Source organism: Streptomyces tateyamensis (assembly GCF_003205575.1).
Classification (GTDB): Bacteria; Actinomycetota; Actinomycetes; order Streptomycetales; family Streptomycetaceae; genus Kitasatospora; species Kitasatospora tateyamensis.
In genome coordinates this window covers 1-20,714 of sequence record NZ_PYBW01000039.1, presented here as the reverse complement: position 1 = coordinate 20,714, position 20,714 = coordinate 1, and the positions used below count along the sequence as shown (strand labels likewise).

21 protein-coding genes and 1 tRNA gene are annotated in these 20,714 nt (G+C 73.2%); 19 read left to right on the top strand and 3 right to left on the bottom strand.

Annotated elements, in window-relative coordinates:
• Positions 1 to 90 precede the first annotated feature (90 nt).
• From C7C46_RS12350 to C7C46_RS12295, 11 genes are all read left to right on the top strand, one after another.
• On the top strand, positions 91 to 342 hold the full coding sequence (locus tag C7C46_RS12350) for a hypothetical protein (RefSeq protein ID WP_110668772.1): 252 nt from the start codon (positions 91 to 93) through the stop codon (positions 340 to 342).
• Between the two features lie 35 nt (positions 343 to 377).
• Complete coding sequence (locus C7C46_RS12345; RefSeq protein ID WP_110668770.1) at positions 378 to 566, top strand: hypothetical protein; 189 nt, start codon at positions 378 to 380, stop codon at positions 564 to 566.
• 17 nt (positions 567 to 583) lie between these two features.
• Positions 584 to 790, top strand: a complete 207-nt coding sequence (locus C7C46_RS12340; protein ID WP_110668768.1) for a hypothetical protein — start codon at positions 584 to 586, stop codon at positions 788 to 790.
• Entirely contained in the window at positions 787 to 1,050 is a 264-nt protein-coding gene (locus C7C46_RS12335; RefSeq protein WP_110668765.1) for a hypothetical protein, read from the top strand. Before C7C46_RS12340 ends, C7C46_RS12335 begins: the two co-directional genes overlap by 4 nt.
• 83 nt (positions 1,051 to 1,133) lie before the next feature.
• Positions 1,134 to 1,778, top strand: a complete 645-nt coding sequence (locus tag C7C46_RS12330) for a DNA cytosine methyltransferase (protein WP_110668959.1) — start codon at positions 1,134 to 1,136, stop codon at positions 1,776 to 1,778.
• Positions 1,775 to 2,419: a DNA cytosine methyltransferase gene (locus C7C46_RS12325; RefSeq protein ID WP_245984371.1), complete on the top strand. Its 645-nt coding sequence runs from the start codon at positions 1,775 to 1,777 to the stop codon at positions 2,417 to 2,419. Before C7C46_RS12330 ends, C7C46_RS12325 begins: the two co-directional genes overlap by 4 nt.
• A gap of 177 nt (positions 2,420 to 2,596) precedes the next feature.
• Positions 2,597 to 2,863: a hypothetical protein gene (locus C7C46_RS12315; protein WP_146259066.1), complete on the top strand. Its 267-nt coding sequence runs from the start codon at positions 2,597 to 2,599 to the stop codon at positions 2,861 to 2,863.
• A gap of 84 nt (positions 2,864 to 2,947) precedes the next feature.
• Positions 2,948 to 3,802 carry a bifunctional DNA primase/polymerase gene (locus tag C7C46_RS12310; RefSeq protein ID WP_110668757.1) on the top strand — a complete coding sequence of 285 codons (855 nt, stop codon included), beginning with the start codon at positions 2,948 to 2,950 and terminating at the stop codon, positions 3,800 to 3,802.
• Between the two features lie 3 nt (positions 3,803 to 3,805).
• The gene (locus C7C46_RS12305) at positions 3,806 to 5,293 is read left to right on the top strand and encodes an ATP-binding protein (protein WP_110668755.1); all 1,488 of its coding nucleotides are present in this window, start codon (positions 3,806 to 3,808) and stop codon (positions 5,291 to 5,293) included.
• 407 nt (positions 5,294 to 5,700) lie between these two features.
• Positions 5,701 to 5,901 (top strand): helix-turn-helix transcriptional regulator, encoded by a 201-nt coding sequence (locus C7C46_RS12300; protein ID WP_110668753.1) that lies wholly within the window; start codon positions 5,701 to 5,703, stop codon positions 5,899 to 5,901.
• Between the two features lie 65 nt (positions 5,902 to 5,966).
• The gene (locus tag C7C46_RS12295) at positions 5,967 to 7,412 is read left to right on the top strand and encodes a tyrosine-type recombinase/integrase (RefSeq protein WP_110668751.1); all 1,446 of its coding nucleotides are present in this window, start codon (positions 5,967 to 5,969) and stop codon (positions 7,410 to 7,412) included.
• A gap of 136 nt (positions 7,413 to 7,548) precedes the next feature.
• Here the strand turns inward: C7C46_RS12295 and C7C46_RS12290 are convergent.
• A tRNA-Ser gene (locus C7C46_RS12290) sits at positions 7,549 to 7,636 on the bottom strand.
• Between the two features lie 50 nt (positions 7,637 to 7,686).
• Entirely contained in the window at positions 7,687 to 9,402 is a 1,716-nt protein-coding gene (locus C7C46_RS12285; RefSeq protein ID WP_245984370.1) for a S1C family serine protease, read from the bottom strand.
• A 380-nt stretch (positions 9,403 to 9,782) separates the two neighbouring features.
• Between C7C46_RS12285 and C7C46_RS12280 the strand changes: the two genes are divergently transcribed.
• The 4 genes from C7C46_RS12280 (at position 9,783) to C7C46_RS12265 (ending at position 13,979) form a co-directional block, all read left to right on the top strand.
• Positions 9,783 to 11,147, top strand: coding sequence for a purine-cytosine permease family protein (locus tag C7C46_RS12280; RefSeq protein WP_110668957.1), 1,365 nt, complete (start codon positions 9,783 to 9,785; stop codon positions 11,145 to 11,147).
• Between the two features lie 65 nt (positions 11,148 to 11,212).
• Entirely contained in the window at positions 11,213 to 12,049 is an 837-nt protein-coding gene (locus C7C46_RS12275) for a glycerophosphodiester phosphodiesterase family protein (protein ID WP_110668747.1), read from the top strand.
• Between the two features lie 217 nt (positions 12,050 to 12,266).
• A complete protein-coding gene (locus C7C46_RS12270; protein ID WP_425470055.1) occupies positions 12,267 to 12,857 on the top strand; it encodes an ATP-binding protein in 591 nt (196 codons plus the stop codon).
• Between the two features lie 123 nt (positions 12,858 to 12,980).
• Positions 12,981 to 13,979 (top strand): DUF5926 family protein, encoded by a 999-nt coding sequence (locus C7C46_RS12265; protein ID WP_110668745.1) that lies wholly within the window; start codon positions 12,981 to 12,983, stop codon positions 13,977 to 13,979.
• Between the two features lie 298 nt (positions 13,980 to 14,277).
• Here the strand turns inward: C7C46_RS12265 and C7C46_RS12260 are convergent, their stop codons facing one another.
• Positions 14,278 to 14,997 carry a bifunctional DNA primase/polymerase gene (locus tag C7C46_RS12260; protein WP_110668743.1) on the bottom strand — a complete coding sequence of 240 codons (720 nt, stop codon included), beginning with the start codon at positions 14,995 to 14,997 and terminating at the stop codon, positions 14,278 to 14,280.
• 373 nt (positions 14,998 to 15,370) lie between these two features.
• Between C7C46_RS12260 and C7C46_RS12255 the strand changes: the two genes are divergently transcribed.
• The 4 genes from C7C46_RS12255 (at position 15,371) to C7C46_RS12240 (ending at position 20,469) form a co-directional block, all read left to right on the top strand.
• The gene (locus C7C46_RS12255) at positions 15,371 to 16,891 is read left to right on the top strand and encodes a PP2C family protein-serine/threonine phosphatase (protein WP_110668741.1); all 1,521 of its coding nucleotides are present in this window, start codon (positions 15,371 to 15,373) and stop codon (positions 16,889 to 16,891) included.
• A gap of 142 nt (positions 16,892 to 17,033) precedes the next feature.
• Positions 17,034 to 18,524: an aminopeptidase P family protein gene (locus C7C46_RS12250; protein ID WP_110668953.1), complete on the top strand. Its 1,491-nt coding sequence runs from the start codon at positions 17,034 to 17,036 to the stop codon at positions 18,522 to 18,524.
• Positions 18,525 to 18,880: 356 nt separating this feature from the next.
• Positions 18,881 to 19,858 carry a helix-turn-helix domain-containing protein gene (locus C7C46_RS12245; protein ID WP_425470059.1) on the top strand — a complete coding sequence of 326 codons (978 nt, stop codon included), beginning with the start codon at positions 18,881 to 18,883 and terminating at the stop codon, positions 19,856 to 19,858.
• A 20-nt stretch (positions 19,859 to 19,878) separates the two neighbouring features.
• Positions 19,879 to 20,469 (top strand): hypothetical protein, encoded by a 591-nt coding sequence (locus C7C46_RS12240; RefSeq protein WP_245984368.1) that lies wholly within the window; start codon positions 19,879 to 19,881, stop codon positions 20,467 to 20,469.
• Positions 20,470 to 20,714: the final 245 nt, after the last annotated feature.

Sequence of the window (20,714 nt, the reverse complement as noted above, 5' to 3'; positions counted from 1 at the left end):
CCACTAGCAACCCACAAAGCAGCTGACCAGCCGCCTATTGGCTAGCAAGCATGCCCGCAAACGCCCCGAAACCCGTCTGGGAGCCCCTCCGTGACCCTCATACCCACCGCTATAGCCCTCACCAGCGCCGTCACCCTCGGTTACGCGGCGCTGTGTGCGGCGAGCCCGTTCGGCAACTGCCGCAAGTGCCGGGGCTTCGGCTACGCCGTCCGCACCGACCGCAACGGGCGGCCCAAGCGCGGCCGCACCTGCCGGCGCTGCCGCGGCATCGGCAAGCGCATCCGCATCGGCCGCCACCTCTACAACCTGGCCCACCGCACGTGGCGCGCCGGCACCCGCTGACCCTCACCCCTGCTGCTCGGAAGGACGCACCACCCATGGACATCACCATCGCCCTGCCCGTCCTGCTCGGCATCAGCTCCGCCGTCCTCATCTGGGCCAAGCGCGTGGGCCCCATCGCGGCCCTGCTGCTGTTCCTCGCCGGGTTCGAGACCGCCGGCACCGGCCTGTCCCACCCCGTCAACCAGCTCCTGGCCGCCGTCATCCACGCCCTCAACCACCACTGACCGAGGGAGTGACCACCATGGCCCCCACGATCCGGCCGCTGGCCGCCTCCCACTTCACCGACGCCCTGACCGCCGCCGCCGACCACGACCCGGCCGCCTCCCTCGCGGCGCTGATGCGCATCGACCCCGCCTCCTGGGCCGCGATCCAGCAGCGCTGCGCCGAACTCGGCACCACCGTCATGGACGCCATCGCCCTGGCCACCCGCACCGGAGGAACCCCGTGACCTTCGACGAGATCTCGGCCGTCGCGTTCGGCGGCGTCGCCCTGCTGGCCAGCGGCTGGTGCGCCTGGTCCTGGCGCGACGGCGACAAGGAATCCGCCACCGACCGGGACGTGCTCGCCTGGTCCGCCGCCCAACGCGCCCAGCAGGGCGAGGCGGACGGCACCCCGCCCGGCGGCCGCGAGCCCGCCCCCGACGTGGCCCCGGCCCCGCCCGTGCACCTCGCCACCGTCACCGACATCACCGCGCGGCGGGCCGCGTGAGCGCCCGTCAGAGTCCCGTGGCCGCCTTGGCCGACCGCCCGGCGGCCGGATGGCTGCCCGCCCGGCCGTGGAACGGCCTGACGATGCTGGACGCGTACTGCTGCCAGGGCGGCGCCGGCATGGGCTACTACCTGGCCGGGTTCGAGGTGCTCGGCATCGACAAGGACCCGCAGCCCCGGTACCCGTTCGCGTTCGCCCGCGCGGACGCAGTCGAGTTCATCGCCCAGCACGGCGCGGAGTTCGACTTCGTGCACGCGTCCCCGCCGTGCCAGGGCTACTCCGACGCCCAGCGGATCCAGGGCAACGCCCACCCGGACCTGATCGCCCCCACCCGCGACGCCCTCAGCAGGGCCGGGCGGCCGTGGGTGATCGAGAACGTGGGCGGCGCCCGCCCCGAGCTGCGCGACCCGGTCATGCTGTGCGGGGCGATGTTCGGTCTGCGCACCTACCGGCACCGCTACTTCGAGACCGGCGGCGGCCTCGTCCTGGCCGTCCCGGAGCACCCGGCCCACCTCGCGCCGCAGGCCAAGATGGGGCGCCCCGTCCCCGAGGGCTGGTTCGGGCAGTTCGTCGGCAACTTCTCCGGCGTCGCCCTGGCCCGCGAGGTGATGGCCGTCCCCTGGATGAACCGCGACGGCATCCGCGAGTGCATCCCGCCCGCCTACACCCGCCTGATCGGCCGCCAGGCTGCCGCCGCGGCCGGACTGGAGGTCCGATGGGCCGCGTGAGCAGCGCCCCGGGCCGCCAAGCGAACGGCCTGACCGTGCTGGACCTGTTCTGCTGCGCGGGCGGTGCCGGCATGGGCTACCACCTGGCCGGGTTCGAGGTGACCGGCGTCGACAAGGAACCCCAGCCGAACTACCCGTTCACCTTCGTCCAAGCGGACGCGCTGGAGTACGCCGCCCAGCACGCCCACCGCTTCGACCTGGTCCACGCCTCCCCGCCCTGCCAGCACTATGCCGCCGTGACCAGGTGGCGCGGCAGCGCCGAGCAGCACCCGAACCTGATCGCCCCCACCCGGGACCTGCTCACCGGGAGCGGGCGGCCGTGGGTCATGGAAAACGTCCCCGGCTCACCGGTCCGCCCCGACCTGCTGCTGTGCGGCTCCATGTTCGGTCTGCGCGTGCGTCGGCACCGACTGTTCGAGACCTCCTGGCACGCCTTCCAACTCACCGCCCCCTGCCACCACCACCCCGGTCAGATCCCGTTCGCCCACAAGGACGAACGCGCCTTCGCCGACGCCATGGGCTGCACCTGGATGAGCAACCTCGAAGCCCGCCAGGCCATCCCGCCTGCCTACACCCAGCACATCGGCCACCAGGCCGCCGAGCTGCTCGGCGCCACTGCCCCCGACCACGTGGCCGCGTAGGACCGGCCGTGGCGCTCCTCAACTGGCGCGACGCACGGCACTTCGACCACACCCGGGACCTGCCGTGCCGCTGGTGCGGCAGGCCCACCCCGCTGCGCGACGACCAGCGCCGCCCCTCCCACAAGGTCTGCGCCGAAGCGCAGCAGACCACCCCTGCCACGACAGGAGACGAACCCCGTGCACCTGTACTGGACCCTGACCCTCAGCTACGGCCCCAGGCCCGCCGTGCTCCTCACCCAGCGCCCGAACCCGAACTGCCCGCAGTGCTGTGGTGAAGGCTTCCTGGCCTACTGCTGGGGCGACCCGGAGTTCGGCGAGTGCGACGCCGACCCCTGCGACTGCTGGAACTCCTTCCCGCAGCGGCGGGTCCTGCGGCTGCCCCGCCTGGTGGCCCGCCGGCTCGGCTGGCGCGAGCCCGTCTACAGCACCGAGCCCCCGTTCTAGCCGTGCGGAGCGGCCGGGCCGTCCTGGCCAGGAACCCCGGCCGCTCCGCCTCACCTGCCCTCGTGAGAACAGGAGATGTTCAGCATGACCCAAGCGACCCGCCTGCGGGGAGAGCACCTGACCGCGGCTCTCTCCCTGGCTGCCTCCGGCTGGCCCGTGCTGCCGCTGCGGGCCGGGAAGGTGCCGTTCGGCAACTGCCCGGCCTGCACCGGCAACCGGTGCGGCGGCCGACCGAACATGAAGACCCCCGGCCCCTGCACCTGCCCGGCCCCCTGCCACGGCTGGGCCGCCGCCACCACCGACCACGAGATCATCACCTCCCGCGAGTGGGCGGCGGCGTGGCGTGAGGCGGCCGCGGTCGGCTACCACCCCGGCGGCGCCGGCTTGACCGTGGTGGACCTGGACGACGCGGCCGCGATCGCGTGGGCCCGGGCCAGCCTGCCCGCCACCCAGACCGTGGCGACCACCCGGGGCGAGCACTGGCTCTACCGCGGCGCCATGACCTCCGCCAACCGGGTACGGCCCGGCGTGGACATCAAGTCCACGATGGCCTACGCCCGGTGGCTCGGCCCCGGCACCGGCGCCCTGACCGCCCTGCCGGACACCGTCCGCGACCTGATCGTGAAGGACCCCACCCCAGCCCGCCCGGTGACCGCCACGGTGCCGGCACCGGCCGGGGGCGGGCGGTGCCCGCACCGTACGCCGACGTACCTGGAGCGGGGCATCGCGATGGCCGAGCAGCGCATCCGCGAGGCCGCCAGCGCGGTGCACGCCACCGTGTTCGGGGCGTTCCTCGCGGTCCTGTCCACGCACGGGCGGTGCGGCTGCCTGACCGAGGCCCACACCGCCCGGCTGTTCGCCGCGGCGCAGGCCAAGGGCGAATCCCCCAGGCACTGCGCCGACGCGTGGGCCAACGCCCTCGCGAAACTGGGGATGTAGCCCGTGGCTGAGGACGAGAAGACCCCGGCGCGCGAGGTCATCGCCGACTACGCGCAAGCCCACTTCCGGTACTTCCGCACCGCCGACGGCACCGTCTACGCCCAGCGCACCGGCCACCCCGTCGCCCGCCCCATCCGCTCCCAGGGCACCACCGGCAGCCACCGCCAGGAACTGATGGTCGGCCTGTACCGCGACGGCATCGGCGTCTTCAACGGCACCGCACTCAAGGAGGCACTCGACCTGATCGAAGCACTCGCACTGTCCGAACAGGTGCAGCCCGTCCACATCCGCGTCGCCCCCGGCTTCGACGGGGCCACGTGGCTGGACCTGGGCCGCGCCGACGGCATGTCCGTGCGGATCCACCCCACCGGGTGGGACATCCGCACCCCCGACCCGCGCGAGGTGTGCTGGAAGCGCACCCAGCTCACCGGCGAACTCCCCCTCCCGACCCGGGACACCGACGGCAAGGGCATCGACCTGCTCCTTCGGTTGACCAACTTCGCCAACGCGCAGGCCGAGTGCCTGGCCCTGGCCTGGCTGATCGGCTGCCTCGGCCCGTCAGTCCCGGTACCGGCAGCATTCCTGACCGGCCCGCAAGGCGCCGGCAAGTCCACCGCCGGCCGGATGCTGACCAGGATCGTCGAAGGCATGAGCAGTGACCTGCGACGCCCGCCCAAGGACGAGGACAGCCTCACTGCGGCGGTGGCCGCCGGATGGGTCACCGCCCTGGACAACCTCTCCCACATGAGCCCCGACCTGTCGGACGCCATGTGCTGCATCGTCACCGGCGCCGAGTCCGTGAAGCGGGCCCTGTTCACCGACGGGGACGTGCACCGCTCCAGCTACCGCCGACCGCTGCTGCTGACCGGCATCGACGTCGGTGTCATCCGCCCCGACCTGGCCGAGCGGCTCCTGCCGCTGCGGCTGGAACGGCCCAAGGTGCGCCGCACCGAGGCCGAGCTGTGGGCGGAGTACGCCGAGGTGCTACCCGTCGTACTCGGGTCCCTGCTCGACCTCACGGTCAAGGTCCGCAAGGCCCATGCCGAGACCCCCACCGATCCGCGCATGGCCGACTTCGCCCACCTGTGCGCCCAACTCGACGCCGCCACCGGCTTCGGCGCGCTGGCCGCCTACCGGGCCAGCCTGGACGACCTCAACGACGACGTGATCGAGGGCGACCTGCTCGCGCAGACCGTCCTCACGCACGCCGAGACCATCGCCCCCGGCGCGGCCCAGCGCATGACCTCCACCGAATGGCTGGCCTGCCTCAGCTGCGTCTACAGCGGCGAGGAGGCCCGACCGCTGCCCAAGGGCTGGCCGACCACCGGAAAGGTCCTCGCCGACCGCCTCAAGCGCCTGCAACCCACCCTCGCCGCCCGGGGCGTCCTCATCGACTCCGGCCGCACGAAGGAAGCCCGCTACCTCGAAATGACCCGCCCGGCCGTCCCACCCCCGCACGAACAGCCCCCGCTGCCCGACCAGGGCACGTGAACGGCAAGAAGAGCACCGGCGCCGCCCGGGGTGCTCCTCTTGCTCTTCGGCGAAGCCGCCCAAGAGGCGCGCCGCGAAGCGGCCCCTTCTCATCTCAGTGAGGGGCGCCGAACTACAACAACCACCCCTCTTTTTGTCTTAAGAGGAAAACGCTGCGTCACCTGCGTCACCCGGCCCGAAAAACAACCCCTGACCTGCACGGACAGCGGTGACGCAGACGGCGGACGCTGCGTCATCCTGCGTCACCTGCGTCACCGATGACGCAGCCAATGACGCACCGATGACGCAGACCCCAACCGGTGCGTCACCCAAAACCCCAGGTCACAGGCCCGAATGACGCAGATGACGCGATGACGCAGAAATCCCCAGCTCGGACAGCAACCACATCAGGCTAGGAAGGTCCCGCAATGCCGAAGAAGCCGACGCAGCACGAGTACCTGACGCTCAACGAGGTGCTCGCCGAGACCCGCATCTCCCGCTCCGCGTTCTACCGCATGCGCGCTAAGGGCCTGGCCCCCGAACTGGTCCCGCTTCCCAGCGGCCACCTGCGGTGCACCCGTGCCGCGCTGGACGCGTGGTGGGCGGCGCGCGGGACGACCGCCGCCTGACCGACACCCCATCCCACCAGGGCCCCGGCAGACGCCGGGGCCCTTCTTCGTTGCGAGGAACCCGGTTGCTCACCTTCGAGGTACGGATTAACGAGATTCGCCAGCGCGCCGGCCGCCGGAAGCCGTTCGAGCTGCGCTGGACTGTCGGGCCCCAGCGGCACTCCAAGAGCTTCGCGACCAAGACCCTGGCCCAGGGCCGTGAGGCCGAGCTGCGAACCGCCATGAAGAAAGGCGAGCAGTTCGACGTGGAGTCCGGCCTGCCAGCTTCCGAACTGCGGGCCATCCAGAAGGCCAAGCAGCAGGTCACGTGGTATCAGCACGCCCGGAAGTACGCAGAGATGAAGTGGGCCCGCTCGTCCGCCAAAAGCCGGGGGACGCGCGCCGATGCGCTCGCCACCATCACGCCGGCGCTGGTGACCGACCGGAAGGGGGCACCCGCCCCGCGGGTACTCCGACGGGCGCTGACCGGCTGGGCTTTCAACTTCTCCGAGCGACTCCCCGAGCCGCCCGAGCAGGTTGCCGCCGCGCTCGAATGGATCGAGCGGAAGTCCGTCCCCATGGGTCTGCTGGAGGAAGACGCTGACCTGATGCGGAGCGGGCTCACCGCGCTGACCCTGATGCTCAACGGCAAAGAGGCTGCCGCGAACACTGTCCGCCGCAAGCGGATGGTACTGAACAACTGCCTTCGCTACGGCGTGGAGCGTCGCCAACTCGCGGCTAACCCTTTGCAGTTCATCGACTGGGACCCGCCGGAGACGGATGACGAGGTGGACTGGCGCTACGTCCCCAACCCGACCCAGGCCAAGGAGCTGATCGCCACCGCCCCGACAGTGGGCCCGCGTGGCCGCCACCTCACGGCGTTCTTCGCTTGCATGTACTACGCGGGCATGCGGCCGGCCGAGGTGACGGACCTGCGCAAGCGGAACTGCACCCTGCCCGAGTCCGGCTGGGGCAGCCTGCTGCTCGCCGGAAGTTCGCCGAACGTCGGCTCCATCTGGACCAACGACGGAACGACCCACGACGAACGCGGGCTCAAGCGGCGAGCCCGGAAGGCCACCCGCGACGTGCCCATCCCTCCGGTGCTCGTGGCGATGCTGCGAGAGCACCTCACCACGTACGGCACCGGTGCCGGCGGCCGGGTGTTCAAGGCGGCCGAGGGGGGCCGGGTGCTGAGCAAGGAGTACGCGGCGGTGTGGAAGAAGATCCGCGACGCCTGGTGGCAGGCACAGGTACCCGAGCGGGTGAACGGGCCCCACGCGGTCGACTCGCCCGAGCCGGACTTGGACGAGAGGTTGGCCGAGGTGCCGTATGCGCTGCGGAAGGCCGGCATCACCCTGTGGCTGGTCTCGGGTGTCGATCCCACCGAGGTGGCCCGCAGGGCCGGGCACAGCGTTGCTGTGCTCTACCGGTTCTACGCCAAGGTGCTGGACGGCAAGCGGGACGAGGCCAACGAGAAGATCGAGCGGGCGCTGAACGAGTCCGCCGGAACCTCTGACGCCCCGTCGGAGTAGCCGGGGCCTGGCCCCGAACTGGCCCCGACACGCTGGTCAGCATCGGGAAGCAGTGGGACACCCTGGCACAGGAATCGAAAAGGGCGGGTATCGGCACTTGGTCGATACCCGCCCTGATCAGGTCTTTCCCCACCAGCGGAGAGCGTGGGATTCGAACCCACGGTGAGGGGTCACCTCACGACAGTTTTCAAGACTGTTCCCTTAGGCCGCTCGGGCAGCTCTCCAGGCGGAGGTCAGCCTAACGGGTCCGCAGGGGGTCGGTGCACCTGGTTTGTCAGTTGGTGTCGCCGGTGCGGCTGCCCAGGGTGACCGTGGTCTTCATGGTCTGGCCGCCGCGGGTGTACTCCACGTCGACCTGGTCGCCGGGGGCGTGGGTCCAGATGGTGGAGACCAGGCCGGGGCCGTTGTCGATGATCACACCGCCCAGCTTGGTGATCACGTCGCCGGGCTTGAGGCCGGCCTTGTCGGCCGGGCCGCCGGGGGTGACCGCCGGGGTGCCCTGGACCGAGGAGGTCTGCACCTGGGCGCCGTCGCCGTTGTACTGGTCGTTGCGCAGGATGCCGAGGGTGGCGTAGACCGGGGTGCCGGTCTGGATCAGCATCTTGGCCACCCGCTGGGCCTGGTTGATCGGGATCGCGAAGCCCAGGCCGATGCTGCCGGCCTGGCCGGAGCCGCCGGAGGAGTTGGACTGGATCGCCGAGTTGATCCCGATCACCGCACCGCTCGCGTTGAGCAGCGGGCCGCCGGAGTTGCCCGGGTTGATCGAGGCGTCGGTCTGCAGCGCGTTCATGTACGAGACCTGGGCGCCGGTCTCGTCACCGGAGGCCACCGGGCGGTTCTTGGCGCTGACGATGCCCGAGGTGACGGTGCCCTCCAGGTCGTAGGGGGCGCCGATGGCGATGGTGGTGTCGCCGACCGCGACCTGGTCGGAGTCGCCCAGCGGCAGCGGGATCAGCTTGCCGGACGGCGGGTTGTCCAGCTTGATCACGGCCACGTCGTAGCCCTTGGCCTGGCCGACCACCGAGGCGGGGTAGCTGCTGCCGTCGGAGAACTTGACGGTCAGCTTGCCGCCGCCGGCGGCGGGGGCCACCACGTGGTTGTTGGTCAGGATGTGGCCCTCGGTGTCGAAGACGAAGCCGGTGCCGGTGCCGGACTCCTGGGAGCCCTGGGCCTTGATGGTGACGGTGCTGGGCAGCGCCTTGGCCGCGATGCCGGCCACTGAGTCGGGCGCGCGGTTGACCGCCTTGCTGTCGCCCGCGGTGGTCACCGTGGTGCTGGAGTGGCTGACGCCGCTCGAGGAGGAGCCGCCCTTGAGCGCGGCGCCGGAGACGCCGCCGGCCAGGCCGGCCACCAGCGCGACCGCGGCGATCAGCGCGACCAGGCCGCCCTTGCCCTTCTTGGCCGGGACCGGCTGGCCGTAGCCGCCGGGCTCGCCCGCGAAGGCCGGGCCGCCGGGGTAGCCCGGGCCGCCCGGGTAGCCGGGACCGCCCGGCGCCTCGCCCCAGCCGCCGACCGGGTGGCCGGCGCCGAAGGGGTGGTGGTGCTCGCCCGGCAGCGGCGCCGGGCCGGCCGGGACGCCCGCGGTGATCGGCGGGGCGGCCGGCGCCGTCGGGGCGGCGTACGGGTTGGCCGGCTGCTCGGCGGCGACCGGCGCGGCGGGAACCGGCGGCGGCGCGTCCAGGTAGCCGGGTGCGGCCGGCGCGGCCGGTGCGGCGGGCTGCTCGGCCGCGCTCGGCGCGGCGGCGGGCAGCACCGGCGGCGGCGCATCCACGTACTGCGGTGCGGCGGCCTCCGGGGCGGAATCCGGCTCCGGGGCGCTCACCCGGCCGAACGCCACGGTGGGCGCCGACCCCGGCTGCTCGGCCGGGGCACCCGCCCCGGCCGCAGCCGTCTCGCCACCGACCGCCGCAGTGCCCCCCGGCTCGCCGTGACCGCTGGAGAGCTGCTCCCCCAGCGGCCCGGTGGAACCACTCTCGTGCTCGGTGCTCACGGACGACCTCCATTGCTGACCAGGACCTTGGCCCCTAGTTTTTCCCATGTCCGATCTGGTTGCCGTAAGCGGGCTCCTGAAGAACTCGTAAGAATCCTTAGGCGGACCGTACGGCCCCAGCGTCGCCCCCCGTCACGGTGCCACTCGTTCGGATCCGACCGAACGGTGTCCCGCGATCTGGACGGCGCCCTGCCCCGCCTTGGCGGAATCCGGGCCCCGAGCTACCCTGTCGCTGCCATTGAACTGACACGCGGGAGCTTGGACCCACCAGGCTGAGAGTGCGCTGGTCGACCGTACGCCATGGCGGGGACGCCGGTACGGGCGAGGGAGCGCTGACCGCCGGAACCTGTCCGGGTAATGCCGGCGTAGGGAGTACCGCCATGACGGCTGCCCCACCTTCCCCTGTCCCCACCGCCGCGCCGGAGCCGGCCGCGGTCCGGGCCGAGGCACCGCTGGTGCTGGACACCGCACCGCCGCGCACGCTGGGCTTCAGGGACCAGTTCGCGCTCTGGACCAATCTGGGCATCTCGCTGATCGGCTTCACCGGCGCGGCCACCGTGCTCGGCGCCCCCGGCAGCGAACTCTCCTTCACCGCCGCCACGGTGGCGGTCGTGCTCGGCACCGCGATCGGCACCGCGATGCTCTCGGTGGCGGCGCTGATCGGCGCCCGCACCGGAGCGCCTGCCATGGCGGTGCTGCGCGGGCTGTTCGGCACCCGGCTCTCCTTCCTGCCCACCGCGCTGAACATCGTGCAGTGCCTGGGCTGGGGCGTCTTCGAGCTGATAGTGATCGCCTCCGGCGCGCAGACCGTGGTCGGCACCGAGGGCTGGCGCTGGCTCTTCGTGGTGCTGGCCGGCGGCCTGACCACGGCGCTGACCATCTGGCCGCTGGGCGCGATCGCGGCGCTGCGCAAGTACGTGACCGTCGCGGTCGGGGTGGCGATGGTCTACCTGACCGTGCAGCTGGCCCGGCACGGCGTGCCCGACCCGGGGGCCGGCCACTGGCGCGGCTTCCTGCCGGCCACCGACGCGGTCATCGCGGTCTCGGTCTCCTTCGTCCCGCTGGCCGCCGACTACACCCGGCACGCCCGCTCGGCGAAGTCCGCGTTCTGGGCCAGCTTCTCCGGCTACACGCTGGCCCAGGTCTGGTGCTACCTGCTCGGCCTGATCGCGCTGCTGCAGTCCGGCGGCGACCCGGACCGGGTGCTGACCTCCTTCACCGGGGTGACGGCCGGCTGGCTGTTCCTGCTGGTGCTGGTGCTGCGCGAGGCGGACCAGTCCTTCGCGAACGTGTACTCGACCGCGATGTCGGTGCACAACTTCCTGCCCCGGGTGGACCGGCGGCTGCTCACCGGCGGGATCGGCGTGCTGGTGACCGCGGGCGCGCTGGCCATCACCAAGTTCACCGACGCCTACTACGCCTTCCTCGGCCTGATCGGCTCGGTCTTCGTGCCGCTGCTCGCGGTGCTGGCGGTGGACTTCTTCCTGGGCCGCGGCCGGCAGGGCTGGGACCTGTCCGAGCAGGCCCCGGCCCGGCCGCTGCTGCTGGCGCCGTGGGCGCTCGGCTTCGCGGTCTACCAGTTCCTCGAGCCGACCCAGAACGCCGGCTGGTGGACCAGCGGCTGGACCCACCTGCAGGGCTGGCTGCACTACACCCCGCAGCCGTGGGCCTGGGCCTCGCTGCTCTCCTTCCTGGTCGCGGGGCTTGCCACGCTGGGCCTGACCCGGCGTCCGGCCGGCCGCTGACCGGGAAACCGCGCGTTCGAGGGCGCGTCGCGTGCCCGTCACCTGCCCGGATTAGGGTTGGGGACGTGACGACGCCCTCCCGCTCCACTGCCCCGGCCGACCACTCCGCTCGGGCGGTCCAGGTGGTCGCCCACCGCGGCTCCTCCGCGGCGCTGCCCGAGCACACCCTGGCCGCCTACCGGCTGGCCCTGGCCGAGGGCGCGGACGCGGTCGAGTGCGACGTGCGGGTGACCGCCGACGGGCAGCTGGTCTGCGTCCACGACCGGACCATCGCCCGGACCTCCGACGGCGGGCGCCGGGTGGTCTCCGCCATGACCCTGGCCGAGCTGGAGCGCTACGACTTCGGCTCCTGGAAGGCGAGCGGCGGCGCCGCGCCCGAGCCGCAGCCGGTACTGCGGATGGCCGACCTGCTGGCCCTGGTGGCCGACGCCGGGCGCCGGGTCGACCTGGCCGTCGAGACCAAGCACCCGGTGCGCCAGCGCGGCCAGGTGGAGGCCGAACTGGTCGCCATGCTGAAGCACTTCGGGGTCGCGGGGGCGGTCAACGGCACGCAGGGCGCGCCCGACAAGCCGCACGCGCGCCTGATGAGCTTCTCCGGGGTGGCACTGCGCCGTCTGCAGGCCGACGCGCCCGAGTACCCGCGGGTCTTCCTCTTCGAGCACCCGGCCATGCTGCGGCTGTGGCCGGGTGCCGGGCTGCCGGCCGGCGCGGTGGTGGCCGGACCGGGAATCGAGCTGGTCAGGCGCCGGCCGGAGCTGGTCCGCCGGCTGCGCGCGGCGGGCCACCGGGTGCACGTGTGGACGGTGGACCGCGCCGAGGACGTCGAACTCTGCCTGGAGCTCGGGGTCGAGGCGATCATCACCAACCGCCCGCGCGCGGTACTTGACCAACTCGGTCGCTGACCGGCGCAGTTGGCGCTGTTTCGCCAGTGACACAATCCCGCCAGTTCCAAAAGGCCCGATCGAATGACGCAGCGTGAGCGCGGAATCACCTGTCGAGCACAGCGGGTGGCGATCCTTCGGCGACTTCACAATTGACGCACCTCGAACAGCCGAGACCGTTTCCGCGCCATTCCCCCGGGGCATCCATCCCTCGGCAAACGCTGAAGGAGGTCCGGGGGTGGCGTTGATGGTGGCGCGCGAAGTGCCGACTTCATCGACCATGGCGGTGCCGCACGGCCCAGCCAGTGTCGGGGCCGCCCGGCGCCGGCTGCGGCGCGATCTGGGTGACCGCGAGGTACCCGACGCGGTCATCGATGATGCGGTTCTGATCCTTTCCGAACTACTCAGCAATTCCTGCCGGTATGCCCGGCCACTTGCCCCTTTGCTGGTTCTCGCAGGGGGGGTGGAAGGGGATTTCCGGGGTGGGCGGGGTGATTTGACGAAGTCTCCGGTGTCCACCGCGGAACACGGCGTCCGAGTGATGGATTCCGCCACCGAGGACCTGGGCGGAATCCTGGTCCGCTGGCAGATGCGCGCCGACGGGGTGCTGACCCTGGAGGTCACCGACGGCGGCGCCAGCACCCGGCCGCTGCCGGCCAGCCCCTCGCTCACCGCCAGGGGCGGGCGCGGACTGAGCATTGTCGGAAAGCTGGCCCAGGCCTGGGGAGTTCGGGACGCACCGGGCGAGGTGACGGTGTGGGCCGCGCTGGCCGCCGACCGCCGCAAGCACGCCGAACCCGCCGCCCCGCAGCACGCCCGGTCGGCCTGAGCCCGCCGGTAGCCGCCCCGAGGCGCACCGGTCGCCCGGCGCCCGCGGTCGGCTCGACCAGGGCCGAAACCTCGTTAGGCTGCCCCGGAGCACACCGACCCACCGTTCCGGGAGAGCCGCCCCATGGCCAAGAAGGCTGCCAAGAAGTCGCCCACGTCTGCCAGCAGCACCGCCACCCCCACCGTGGCCGCCGACGGCACGGTCCCGGTGGTCGGCGCCCGCGAGGACTGCCCGTGCGGCTCGGGCCGCCGCTACAAGGCCTGCCACGGCCGGCAGGCCGCGCACGCGGTCCAGGAGCTGGTGCACCGCCCGTTCGAGGGACTGCCGGGGGAGGCCGACTGGGTGGCGCTGCGCGAGCTGGTGCCGGCCGCGACGGTGCCGCTGACGCTGACTCCGCAGGCGGCCGCGCAGGCGGTCGGCGAGGTGCCCGCGGTCACCCTGGCCACCGTGCTGCCGCTGGCCTGGCCGGCGCTGCGCCGGGCCGACGGCTCGATCCTGCTGGGCCTGCAGACCCAGTCCTCCTCCGGCGACCTGAGCCGCGACCTGGCCGACGCACTGGTGGCGGCGCTGGCCACCGAGCCCGGCAACCCGGTGCCCACCCGCCGCGCGGGCGCCGAGGGCCCGCGCCTGCAGGACCTGCTGGACGCCGCCGCGCCGTTCGCCCCCGAGGTGCACACCGGCTTCGAGTTCTGGCTGGAGGACGCCGAGTCCGCGACCGGCGAGGTGGCCGCCTCGCTGGAGCGGGCCAACGCCTCGGCCATCCCGACCGAGAAGGTCACCAGCGTGCCGAGCGCCTACTGGTGCGGCACCCCGGACAAGAACCACCTGCGCTGGGTGATGCCGGTCCCCGAGGAGCAGCTGCTGGACGCGCTGGCCCGGCTCTCCGCGGCCGGCGAGGCCTCGCTGGGCGAGGGGACCAAGCTGGTCGGCTCGTTCCGCGCGCACGGGCTGACCGTGCCGGTCTGGGACCTGCCGGTGGCGATGACCGCCGCCGACTGCGAGAAGCCGGCCGCCGCCTTCGCGGAGCGGCTGGCGGGCGCGCTGGCGGTGGACGCTCCGCTGAGCGCCGAGGAGCGCCGGGCGCGCGCCAACCTGGTGAGCCGTCAGGTCACCCTGAACTGACCGTTCCTGGCCGTGCGTGACTGAATACGATCGCAGGCACGTGACTCCGGTCACAATCGACCCGGTGGGGCCGGAAAACCCGGACCGGCCCGACCAGGGGCTTTGGCTAAGCCGCCAATCCTTGTTACTGTTTAAAAAGTCCGGTCGCTGGTGCATCCCCCGTCGCCAGCGGCCGGATCTTCCATATCCGGCAGTGGAGTTGACCTCCTGCCGGGCTCCGGCTTGCCAGTGGCACATCCCACCGGATCCAGCACGCCCACCCGATCCAGCAGGCCGCCCCGTCGGCAGACCGCCCGGCTCAGTAGGCCAGTCGGCTCCCGTCCGGCACCGCCGACCCCGCCGCCACCAAGGCCTCCAGCAGCGTGCCCACCGCCGGCAACCGCACCCCGCCGCTGGGCAGCACCACCGGCCGGCGCACCCAGCGCACCCCCGCCGCGCCCGCACCGAGCCCCACCCGCGAGGGCGGCAGCACCAGGTAGCCGCCGGGCCCGTGGTACCGCACCGAGCTCGGCACCTGCCCGGCCCCGCCGCCCGGCAGCAGTCCGCGCTCCTGCTCGGCCAGCAGCTCCGCCAACTCCGGATACCCGTACGGCGCCACCAGCAGCGACCAGCGGGTCGGCCCGGCCAGGACCGGCCCGGGCACCACCCGCACCGCGTCCAGGTAGCCGAGCAGCCGGGCCCCCGCCGCGGCCGGCAGGCTGACCGCCGCGACCCGACGCCCGGTCGCCACCAGCACCGGCGCCTGCGGACTGTGCCGCTGCCACCACCAACGCACCATCCGCGCCTCGGTGGTGGCCGCCAACAGCGGCACCTCGTGCGGGTGGGCGGCGGGCACCGGGCACTGCTCGGCGCCGCAGGAGCAGTGCACCGCGGCGGGGCAGGCCTCCCCCGGGCGCTCCACCGAGACGGCTCCCGGCACCACCGGCCACCGCCACCGCTCGGTGCAGGTCAACGCCGCCTGCAGCAGCGCCTGTCGGTTGCCGCGTGCTCTGCCGGACGGCTCCCGCGATTCGGGCATGGGCACTCGTTCCTCTCCGCGACCGGATGGATCAAGACCTGACGCGGCCGGGGAGAGCCGCACGCTCAACGAGAATCCCTCATGCGACCAGATGGACGCTGTTCGGCACCCACTGGTTCCACCGTAAGAGTGACTGACATCTGGTCAGCCGGGTTGCCGGGTGGGGGGATCCCTACGCTCCGGGCAGGGGACCGGCAGCCGACGCGTGGCTTCCTGCGGTTCTTCTGCCCGTTCCCCGGCTGCTCCACGCCACGGACCGGACCAGCCATCCGGTTGGCGGCTGATCCTGGACAGGCGACGACCGTCCTGTGTAGAAGTGGGGCATTGCGTGTGGTTTGACACGACTTGGTACCCCACTGCTGGGAGTCGCGGGATGAGTGACAAACGTCCGTCCGGTGCGAGTGGGACCACGCCCGGGATCGGCAGCGACGGGGACGGCCGGGCCGACTCCGGTGACGGCCCGTCAGCCGGACGGCTGGCCCGACTGCTCGACCTGCCGCTGCGGCCCCCGGTCCTGGAACCGCGGCCCCCCGCCACCCCGACCTCGCCGGTGCCCGAGGGCGACCACCCGGCCGGCCTGGACTGGCTGAGCCGGCACACCGACCGGCTGGTGCGGGCCCGCGGACTGACCGCCACCCTGCGCACGCTGCTCGACTCGGGTGCCGAACTGCTCGGCGCCGGCCGGGCCCTGCTGGTCCCGGTGGCCCGGGACGGCGCCGAGGCGGAGCCGCCCGGGTCCGCCTCGGCGGTCGACGGCCCGCGCGGCGGCGGCTGGCCCGACCACGCCGGGCACGGGCCGATGGTGCCGATGGCGCTGGACCACGCGGCGATCGGCGCGCTGGAGACGGTGCCGGTCGAGCAGGGCCCGTTCGCCGGGCTGCTGCGCACCGCCGGCCGCCCCGAGCAGGTGCTCCACCACGACCTGGTCGCCGGTCCCCAGGTCGCGCCGCGGTTCCGCGAGGTGGCCGCCGACCTGGGGTTGGGCGCCTGCTACGCGCTGCCGCTGGCCACCGAGGAGGAGGGGCCGCTGGCAGCCGCCGTCTGGTTCTGGGCCGAGCCGACCGCGCCGACCGCGTACCACCAGGAACTGGCCCGCCGGTACGCCGAGTTCGCCGCTCCGCTGCTGGCCGACCGGCTGGCCGCCGAGCGCGGCCGGCGGTCCGCCGCGCTGCTGCGCCGCGGCCTGCTGCCGGACCACCTGCCGCACCCGCCCGGCCTGCGGCTGGCCGCCCGCTGGCAGCCGGCCGGGCTGGACCAGTCGGCGGGCAGCGACTGGTACGACGCGATCGCGCTGCCGGACGGCTCGCTCGGCCTGACCGTCGGCTCGGTGGCCGGCGACGGACCGGGGGCAGGCCCGGCCTCGGCACCGGGGGCGGCCACCGCGATGGGCCGCATCCGGGCGGCGCTGCGGGCCTACGCGGTGCTGGAGGGCGAGGACCCGGTGGCCGTGCTGGGCGACCTGGAGCTGCTGCTCAAGACCTGCGAGCAGACCCGGACCGCCACCGCCGTCTACGCCTGCGTGGACCCCGGCGAGCGGCGGATCACCCTGGCCGGGGCCGGCCACTGCCCGCCGGTGCTGGTGACCAGGTACGGCGCCAACTTCGTGGAGACCTCGCTCTCCGCGCCGCTGGGCGTGCTCAGCTGCTGGGAGGCGCCGGGCGTGGAGCTGAGCGTGGAGCGCGGCGACCTGCTACTGCTCTACACCGAGGGCCTGGCCCGCCGCCTCGGCCCGACCCTGCACGCGGGCCAGACCCGGCTGCGCAAGGCCTGCGCCGACGCCCCGCGCGAGGTCCGGCACGACCCCGAGCGGCTCTGCACCCACCTGCAGGAGCTGTGCGCCGAGCTGCCGACCCCGACCGACGACCTGGTGATGCTGGCCGCCCGGTTCGACTGAACCACCGGGTACCGAACAAACGCTTTGTACCGCTCCGTAGGATGGGACGACAGCTGTCCCGTGCCGGTCGCGATCCGGCCGCCCGGGCAGGAGTGATCTCCCCCAGCCTCCGGCCGGGGGCACCCTCATGGAGGCGACGAACGTGACTGAGGACCGCACCCCGGCAGTGGCGGAGAACCCCGAGGGGGCCGCCGTCGACGAGCCGGCGGACAAGCCGATCAAGAGCCGCAAGAACGGCCTGTACGGCGAGGTCTCCGAGGAGCTGGCCGCGTCCATGAAGAGCGGCTGGGCCGACACCGAGCTGCGCGGCCTCGAGCCGCTGCCGCAGTCGGGCTACGCCGCCCAGCGGCGCGCCGCGCTGTCGGCGGCCTTCCCCGGCGAGCGCTTGGTGGTCCCGGCCGGCAACCTGCGCACCCGGGCCAACGACACCGAGTACTCCTTCCGCGCCGCCAGCGAGTACGTGCACCTGACCGGTGACCAGACCGAGGACGCGCTGCTGGTGCTCAACCCGGTGGCCGGCGGTCACGACGCGGTGCTCTACCGGCTGCCCCGGTCCGACCGGGAGAACGGCGAGTTCTGGCTGGACGGCCAGGGCGAGCTCTGGGTCGGCCGGCGCCACAGCCTGACCGAGGCCGAGGCGCTGCTCGGCCTGCCGGCCCGGGACGTGCGCAAGGCGGTCGAGGAGCTGACCGCCGACACCGCCGTGCCCACCCGCCTGGTGCGCGGCTACGACGCCGCGCTGCAGGAGGCGCTGACCACCGACGAGGAGCGCGACGACGAGCTCAAGGTCTTCCTGAGCGGCCTGCGGCTGGTCAAGGACGCCTGGGAGGTCGAGCAGCTGCGCGCCGCCTGCGCCGCCACCGTCAACGGCTTCACCGACGTGGTGCGCGAGCTGAGCCAGGCCCAGGCCACCTCGGAGCGCTGGATCGAGGGCACCTTCTGGCGCCGCGCCCGGGTCGAGGGCAACGACGTGGGCTACGGCTCGATCTGCGCGGCCGGCCCGCACGCCACCACCCTGCACTGGGTGCGCAACGACGGCGAGGTGCGCCCCGGCGAGCTGCTGCTGCTGGACGCCGGCGTGGAGACCCACACCCTCTACACCGCCGACGTGACCCGAACCCTGCCGATCAGCGGCACCTTCTCGCCGCTGCAGCGCAAGATCTACGACGCGGTCTACGAGGCCCAGGAGGCGGGCATCGCGGCGGTCAGGCCGGGCGGCCGGTTCCGCGACTTCCACGACGCCGCCCAGCGGGTGCTGGCCGAGCACCTGCTGGCCTGGGGCCTGCTGGACGCCTCGGTGTACGACGTGGAGAAGGTGCTGGAGCTGGGCCTGCAGCGCCGCTGGACCCTGCACGGCACCGGCCACATGCTCGGTCTGGACGTGCACGACTGCGCCCACGCCCGCCGCGAGAACTACGTGGACGCCGAGCTGGTCCCCGGTATGTGCCTGACCGTGGAGCCCGGCCTGTACTTCCAGCAGGACGACCTGACCGTCCCCGAGGAGTACCGCGGCATCGGCGTGCGGATCGAGGACGACATCCTGGTCACCGCCGAGGGCAACGAGAACCTCTCGGCCGGCCTGCCGCGCACCTCCGAGGCGGTCGAGGCCTGGATGGCCGAGCTGGCCCGCTGACGCCGCGTCGCACCGCAGCTGCGAGGGTGCCCCCGTCCCGGCCGGGACGGGGGCACCCTCGTGCGGCGCGGGGCCGGGTCACTCCGCCCGGGTCGGCGGCGCGAAGGTGTCGGCGGTCAGCCGGCTGCGGGTGCCGTCCCCGAGAGGTTGCAGGTGGTCGAGAACTTTTTCCGGACGGTCGGCCGCGGTCGGCTTCGGTGCCGCTCCGGTCCGCGTCGCGGTCGCTCCCCGGAGGCGCCGGCGCCCGCGGCTACACTCACGAAGATCCCGCCGCCATGACCAAGGGGACCGAGCCGATGGCAGAGCAGCGCGCCCCGCGCCCGGTCGAGGTGGCCATCGGCCGCCGGCCGGAGCCGGTGCACACCGTGGCGGTGTACGCCTTCGCCGGCATGGCCCCCTTCGAACTGGGCGTGGTGGTCGAGGTGTTCGGCCTGGCCCGGCCGGAGCTGGCCGGTCTGCTGTCGGCGCCCTGGTACGGGCTGAAGGTCTGTGCTGAGGTGCCCGGCGAGCCGCTGGCGGCGGTCGGCGGCTTCTCGATCACCGCACAGCACGGCCTGGAAGAGCTGGCCGCGGCCGACACCGTGGTCGTGGTCGGGGTCCCGAACGCCTTCGGCGGCGAGGTCCCGCCCCAGCTGGTGCGGGCGCTGCGCACCGCGCACGAGCGGGGAGCCCGGATCGTCTCGATCTGCTCGGGTGCCTTCGCGCTGGCCGCCGCCGGGCTGTTGGACGGTCAGGAGGCGACCACCCACTGGCGGTACGTGGAGCTGCTGCGCCGTCAGTACCCGGCGGTGCGGGTCAACCCGGACGTGCTCTACGTGGACAACGGCGAGCTGCTCACCAGCGCGGGCAGCGCGGCCGGGATCGACCTGTGCCTGCACCTGATCCGCCGTGACCACGGCGCCAAGGTGGCCAACACGGTGGCCCGCCGGTTCGTGGTGCCGCCGCATCGCGACGGCGGGCAGGCCCAGTTCATCGAGGCGGCGATCCGTCAGGTGCCCCAGGAGGACGACGGCCTCGCGCACAGCATGCAGTGGGCGCTGGACCACCTGGCCACCCCGCTGACCGTGGCGCTGCTGGCCCGGGCCGCCCGGATGTCGGAGCGCTCCTACCTGCGCCACTTCACCGCCCGCAACGGCACCAGCCCGATGCGCTGGGTGGTGCACCAGCGGATCGCCGCCAGCCTGCCGCTGCTGGAGGCGCTGGACGGCACGGTGGAGGAGATCGCGGCCGCGGTCGGCTTCGAGAGCGCGGCCACCTTCCGGCACCACTTCACCCGGACCATGCGGACCTCCCCCACCGCCTACCGCCGCACCTTCGCGAACCGGGTCGCCTGACGGCCTGGTATGCATGGGGAGTGCGCTTCGACCTCGTGCCCGTGCCGCCCACCGTCCAGAGCCGACCGCGCGACCCGCGCGGCTACCCCGTGCCGGCCATCACGCCGTGGCAGGACGAGCAGCCGCAGTTCGCGCTGACCGACTACGGGCGCAGCGCCGACTGCGCCCGCAGGCGGCTCTGCTCGGTCTGCGGCGAACTGATGCCCAAGGGCCCGGTCTGGCGGGTGGTGGGCGACTCGGAGAGTGCCGCGATCGCGGCGGCGCTCGCGGCAGGACGCCCCTACCGGAACATGGCACCGACCCTGGAGGGCCCCGGGCACCGGGCCTGCATGCTGTACGCCTCGATGGTCTGCCCCTACCTGGCCCGGCCCAACTCGCGGCGCGGGCGCAGCGCCGACGGCAGCTCGGAGCTGACCGAGCACGTGGTGCGCGGCGCCGCCCGCGGTGGCAGCGGTGCGGTGGTCGGCTTCGCCGACTACGAGTTCGGCATCACGCCGAGCCAGGTGCTGTTCCGCTTCCTCGACGTGGTGGAGTTCCTCCCGCACGAGAGCGCGGACGAGCACCTGGCCGAGCTGCGGGCGGAACTGGCCGTTCCCTTGCTCCCACCCTGACAGACGTCCATCCCACCAGCGGGTCGCCGGTGGTTGCCGAGAGGTTTTTGGAGCTACCGCCAGCCGCCGGGCCATTGTGGCGTGTTGTGGCGGCCCCAAGAATGAGCCAATGATCCTACGCATTCCGCTCGGCCGCCGACTCGCCGCCGAGGCGCTCGGCACCGGCCTGCTGGCCCTGGTGGTGATCGGGTCGGGACTGCGGGCCGCCGAGCTCAGCGCCGACGGCCTGCGTTCCGCAGTTGATG